This window comes from Sphingomonas sp. Ant20, from assembly GCF_000783375.1.
In the GTDB taxonomy this organism is placed as follows: domain Bacteria; phylum Pseudomonadota; class Alphaproteobacteria; order Sphingomonadales; family Sphingomonadaceae; genus Sphingomonas; species Sphingomonas aerolata.
This window is the reverse complement of record NZ_JRVI01000088.1, coordinates 1-5,331: the sequence shown is the minus strand read 5'-3', so window position 1 is coordinate 5,331 and position 5,331 is coordinate 1. Positions and strand designations below refer to the sequence as shown.

At 67.8% G+C, this 5,331-nt stretch carries 3 protein-coding genes and 3 pseudogenes; 1 reads left to right on the top strand and 5 read right to left on the bottom strand.

Going from position 1 to position 5,331, the window contains the following annotated elements:
* Positions 1–102 precede the first annotated feature (102 nt).
* The 3 pseudogenes from NI18_RS12545 to NI18_RS12535 form a co-directional block, all read right to left on the bottom strand.
* A pseudogene (locus tag NI18_RS12545) lies at positions 103–375 on the bottom strand (YggT family protein); the annotation flags it as partial.
* 179 nt (positions 376–554) lie between these two features.
* A pseudogene (argB, locus tag NI18_RS12540) lies at positions 555–1,473 on the bottom strand (acetylglutamate kinase).
* Between the two features lie 132 nt (positions 1,474–1,605).
* Positions 1,606–2,251, bottom strand: a pseudogene (locus NI18_RS12535) (queuosine precursor transporter).
* A 174-nt stretch (positions 2,252–2,425) separates the two neighbouring features.
* Here NI18_RS12535 and NI18_RS12530 point away from each other — a divergent pair.
* Positions 2,426–3,691 (top strand): nucleoside transporter C-terminal domain-containing protein, encoded by a 1,266-nt coding sequence (locus NI18_RS12530; protein ID WP_031440507.1) that lies wholly within the window; start codon positions 2,426–2,428, stop codon positions 3,689–3,691.
* Between the two features lie 181 nt (positions 3,692–3,872).
* Here NI18_RS12530 and NI18_RS12525 read toward each other — a convergent pair whose 3' ends face one another.
* Together NI18_RS12525 and dapF are read right to left on the bottom strand one after the other, a co-directional pair.
* Entirely contained in the window at positions 3,873–4,427 is a 555-nt protein-coding gene (locus tag NI18_RS12525; protein ID WP_031395557.1) for a fasciclin domain-containing protein, read from the bottom strand.
* A gap of 84 nt (positions 4,428–4,511) precedes the next feature.
* Positions 4,512–5,331 (bottom strand): diaminopimelate epimerase (gene dapF / locus NI18_RS12520; protein WP_037530165.1); only part of this gene is annotated, 820 nt, incomplete at its 5' end.

Genomic DNA, 5,331 nt, shown 5'->3' with positions numbered 1-5,331 from the left:
CCCGCCGCGCGGCGTCACGCGGACCGCGATCGCCAGACCGCCGTCCACCGCACGCCAGGCGGCCGCTTCGCTCACAGCCCGGGGGGCGAGCAGGCTCTGTGCGATGTTCGGCACGACGATGTTGGTCAGGATGTAGAGGATCAGCAGCACGACGAGCGGCGACAGGTCGAGCGTGCCGAAATCGGGCAGGATCCGCCGGATCGGCCGATAGAGCGGCTCGGTGATCCGCTGCAGCGCCTCCCATACCGACCGGACGACATTGCTCTGCGTGTTGATGATGTTGAACGCGATGAGCCACGACATCACCGCCTGGATCATGATGACCCACCAGACGAGGTTGAGCAGCAACTGGACGATCTGAAGAAGGGCGAGCAAGGCAAGGGTCTCCGCTGGTGTATGCCTTATATAAGGCAGCGGACCGACAACGAGAACCCCGCCGCCTCCAAACAACCCCCTTCCGTCATCCTGACGAAAGTCAGGACCCAGAGCCAAGCAGCACCACGGCCCGTGACCCTGGATCCCAGGTCAAGCCCGGGATGACGGCAGAAAAACCCCTACCGCGCCCCACCCCGCGCACTCACCAGCGTCCCGGCCCCCTGCCGCGTGAAAATCTCCAGCAGCATCGCATGCGGCACGCGCCCGTCGATGATCACCGCCGCGTCGACGCCCGATCCGACCGCCGCGACACACGTCTCGAGCTTGGGGATCATCCCCCCCGGTGATCGTCCCGTCGGCGCGCAGCTCGGCGATCTTCGCCGGATCAAGATCGGTCAGCAATTCGCCCTGCTTGTCGAGCACGCCGACCACGTCGGTCAGCAGGAAGAACCGCGCCGCGCCCATCGCGGCGGCGATCGCGCCCGCCATCGTGTCGGCGTTGATGTTGTAGGTATGCCCGTCCGCACCGATCCCGATCGGCGCGATCACCGGGATGATGTCCGCGGCGATCAGCGTGTCGAGGATCGTCCGGTCGACCGCGATCGGCTCGCCGACGAACCCCAGATCGACATGCCGTTCGATCCCCTGCAGCTTGTCCGGCTCGCGGCCGTGCCCGACCTTCTGCGCGAGGACGAGGCCGGCATCCTTCCCCGAAATCCCGACCGCGCGGCCGCCCGCCTGGCCGATCCAGCCGACGATTTCCTTGTTGATCGATCCCGCCAGCACCATTTCGGCGATCTGCGCGGTCTCCTTGTCGGTCACGCGCAGGCCGTCGACGAACCGCGATTCGACCCCCAGCCGCTTCAGCATCGAGCCGATCTGCGGCCCGCCGCCATGCACCACGACCGGATTGATCCCGACCGCCTTCAGCAGCACCATGTCCTCGGCGAAATCGCGCTGCAGCTCGGGGTCGCCCATCGCGTGCCCGCCATATTTCACGACGAAGGTCTTGCCGGCATAACGCTGCAGATAGGGCAGCGCCTCGGTCAGCGTCTCGGCCTTGGCGAGCAGGGCGGGATCGGGCGTATGATCGGTCATCCCGCCCCCTTAGCCAGTTGAGGGAGGGAGTGAAAGCCGCCGGGGCCCCGCCTGCCTCCCTGTTCTCCCGCGAAGGCGGGAGCCCAGTCTGGGTCCCCGCCTTCGCGGGGACACATCAGGTGGCCGGCCCGGTCAAACCCGGTCCAGCCGCCGCCCCAGCCGCACGAAGAAGGTAATCGCAAACGGCACCAGCACCACCGACAGCACCACCTTGGTCAGCATCTGCCCCGCCATCAGCTCGACGATCGGCCGCGCACCAAGGAACGAGATGGTGATGAACAGCACCGTGTCGATCACCTGCGACACGATGCTCGCGATCATGCCGCGCAGCCACACCAGCCGCCCCTCGCCCCCCGACCGGCCCCGCCAGCCGCGCGAAGATCAGCACGTTGAGCGTCTGCGAGATCCCGTAGGAGATCAGCCCCGCCATCATCATCCGTGCGCCCTGCCCGACGACGACCGGGAAGGCGTCGACCGCGGGCGGGTACATCCCCGGATCATGCGGCAGCGCGAGCACCAGCTGGATCAGCGCGGCGGACACCAGCAGGGGGATGAACCCCAGCCGCACCAGGAACGTCGCGGTCTTCTGCCCGTGCAGCTCCGAAATCGCGCTGCTGATCACCACCAGCAGCAGGAACGCGAAGATCCCCGCCTCGACCGCGAGCGGCCCGAGCGCGACCTGTTTCACCCCCAGCACGCCGGCGATGCACACCATGCCGCCATAGAGGACAGAGAAAATGAAGAGCGAACGCGGGAACGCGGGAAGGTCTGTGGTCATCGCGCCGGACGCTAGCGAAATGCCGCGCGCCGTCAAATGCCTAGCCCCCATGAAACCGCGCCGTGAAAGCGTGCAGGCGTCAAATGACTGGCGAGCACGGCGTACCCGTGTCATGTCGGCCGCTTGCGCAGCCGGGGGGCCGCGTGTGTCACCGTACCAAAACGCAGGGCGTCCATGGAAAGACTGATCATCGGCCTTGCAGGCATCGCCGTCATCCTCGGCATCGCGGTGCTGCTGTCGAGCGACCGCCGCGCGATCCGGCTGCGGATCGTCGGCGCCGCCTTCGCGCTCCAGGCGGGCATCGCGATCCTCGTGCTCTATTCGAGCTTCGGCAAGGTCGTGCTCGGCAGCATGTCGGGCGGCGTCGCCAACCTGCTCGGCTATTCGCAAAAGGGCACCGAATTCCTGTTCGGCAAGATGGCGACCCCCGAGATCGGCGGCCAGAGCTTCGCGATCGCCGCCCTCCCCGTCATCATCTTCTTCGCCAGCCTCGTCTCGATCCTCTATTATCTCGGCATCATGCAGTTCGTGGTGCGCTGGGTCGGCGGCGGCATCGAAAAGGTGATCGGCGTGTCGAAGGTCGAATCGCTCTGCGCGGCCGCGAACATCTTCGTCGGTCAGAGCGAATCGCCGCTCGTCATCCGCCCCTATCTCGCCGGCCTCACCCCCGCGCAGCTCTTCACGGTGATGACCAGCGGGATGGCGGGCGTCGCGGGCACGATCCTCGCGGCCTATGCCTCGATGGGCATCCGCATCGACTATCTCCTCGCCGCCAGCTTCATGGCCGCACCGGGCGGGATCCTGATGGCGAAGATCATTATGCCCGACCGCGTCACGCCGCCCGAGGGCGAACTCGCGCTCGGCGACCTGCCCGGCGAATCCTCCGCGGGCGAACCCATGCCGCAGGCGACGCATGACGAGGAAAAGCCCGCCAACCTGATCATGGCCGCGGCGCAGGGCGCACAGACCGGCGTCCGCCTCGCGGTCGCGGTCGGCGCGATGGTGCTCGCCTTCGTCGCGCTGGTCGCGCTCGCCAACGGCCTGCTCGGCGGGCTCGGCAACATGATCGGGCTGCCCGGGCTGAGCTTCCAGGGGCTGCTCGGCTATGTCTTCGCGCCGATCATGTTCCTCTTGAACGTGCCGTGGAGCGAGGCGGGGATCGCCGGCGGGCTGTTCGGGCAGAAGATCGTGCTGAACGAATTCGTCGCCTATATCTCGCTCGGCACGCAACCCGGGCTCAGCCCGCGGACGATCGCGGTGATCACCTTCTCGCTGTGCGGCTTCGCCAATTTCTCGTCGATCGCGATCCAGATGGCGGTGACCGGCAGCCTCGCCCCCAACCAGCGCCCGATGATCGCCAAACTCGGCCTCCGCGCCCTCGCCGCCGGCAGCCTGGCGAACCTCATGTCCGCCGCCCTCGCCGGCCTCCTGATCAGCTAAAAAACCCCGTCATCCTGACGAAAGTCAGGACCCAGAGCCAAGCGGCGACACGCCCGTGACCCTGGGTCCCGGGTCAAGCCCGGGATGACGAAGAGCCAAACCCCTCTCCCCCAGGGGGAGAGGGAGGGGCCCACGCAAAGCGTGGAGGGTGAGGGCACGTGAGGCTCGAACCCTCACCCCCTCACGGCAGCATCACCGTATCGATCACATGGATCAGCCCGTTCGACTGGCGCACATCGGCGATCGTGATCCGCCCCTTGTGCCCCTTGCCGTCCATGATGCCCCAGCCGCTGCCCGACTTCATGAACATCAGCGGCTCGCCCTGCACGGTGGTGTAGCTGGCAGTCCCGCCATCCGCCTTCGCCTTGGCGGCGATGTCGGCGGCCATGATCGTCCCCGGCACGACATGATAGGTCAGCACGCCCGCCAGCTGCGCCTTGTTCTCGGGCTTGAGCAGCGTGTCGACCGTCCCCGCGGGCAGCTTCGCAAACGCGGCATTGGTCGGCGCGAAGACCGTGAACGGCCCCGGTCCCGACAGCGTCTCGACCAGGTCGGCGGCCTTGACCGCGGCGACCAGCGTCGTGTGATCCTTCGAATTGACCGCATTCTCGACGATCGTCTTGGTCGGGTACATCGCGGCGCCGCCGACCATCGGGTTGGTCTGCGCGGCGACCAGCGCGGTGCCGCTGACGGCGACAGCGGCGGCAATGATCGTGGTACGAAACAGGGGGGTCATGACAGTCTCTCCTGATCGGCGCCGATGATCCGGCTGCCGCGGCGAAGATACGGCCACCCCGGCCGCAACGATGCACACGCTTTTTTACATTCCGGTGCGCAATGTTTCCCAGGCGGCAATCTCTTCCTCATGCCGCCGCGCGATCACCAGGTCGCGCGGTTCGCCGGACTCGAGATCGACCGTCACCGACCCGGTCCATTCGACCGTCGCATTGCCCGACAGCGTCACCATGCCGTCCGCCCCCGCCTCGGCGCGGACCAGCCCGCCGCGGTTGAACACCGTCGTCGGCGTGTCGTACGCGATCCGCCCCGTCAGACACGCGGCAAAGGTCGACGCCGCCATCGCGCTGCCGCAACTGTCGGTCAGCCCGACCCCGCGCTCATGCGTGCGGACGAACAGGTCGGTCCCGCGCACCTCGACAAAGCTCACATTGGCGCGGTTGGGCAGCCAGTCGGGCGCCGCCTCGCAGGCCTCGCCGACGCGGACCAGCTCGGCATCGTCGACCGCCTCGACGAACGCCACCAGATGCGGATTGGGCATCGCCACCGCGGTGAACGCGCGCGTCGAGGGAAGTCCGGCCAGCGGCGCCTCGACGATCTGGTCCGCATCCACATGCATCGGCCACGCCGCCACGTCGAGCGACGCCGGCCCCGCAGTCTCGCGCACCGTGAACACGCCCGGCGCGATCTCCGCGTCGCGCACGACCAGCGCATCGCTCGTCTTCAGCCGTGCGGTCGCGCGCGTCAGCCCGGTCGCGGCGAACCCCGCACGCGCGACACAGCGCAGCCCGTTGAGGCACGTCTCCGATTCGCTCCCGTCCGAATTGAACATCCGCATCCCGAATGCCCGCCCGTCCTCGTCACCCGCGGTCAGCAGCAGCAGCCCGCCGCCGACCGGCCCCGCG

What these genes read in the sequence shown, in the direction of transcription:
- NI18_RS12530 (WP_031440507.1), top strand. Translation starts at nt 2,426, where the DNA reads ATGGAAAGACTGATCATCGGCCTTGCAGGCATCGCCGTCATCCTCGGC.
- NI18_RS12525 (WP_031395557.1), bottom strand. Translation starts at nt 4,427, where the DNA reads ATGACCCCCCTGTTTCGTACCACGATCATTGCCGCCGCTGTCGCCGTC.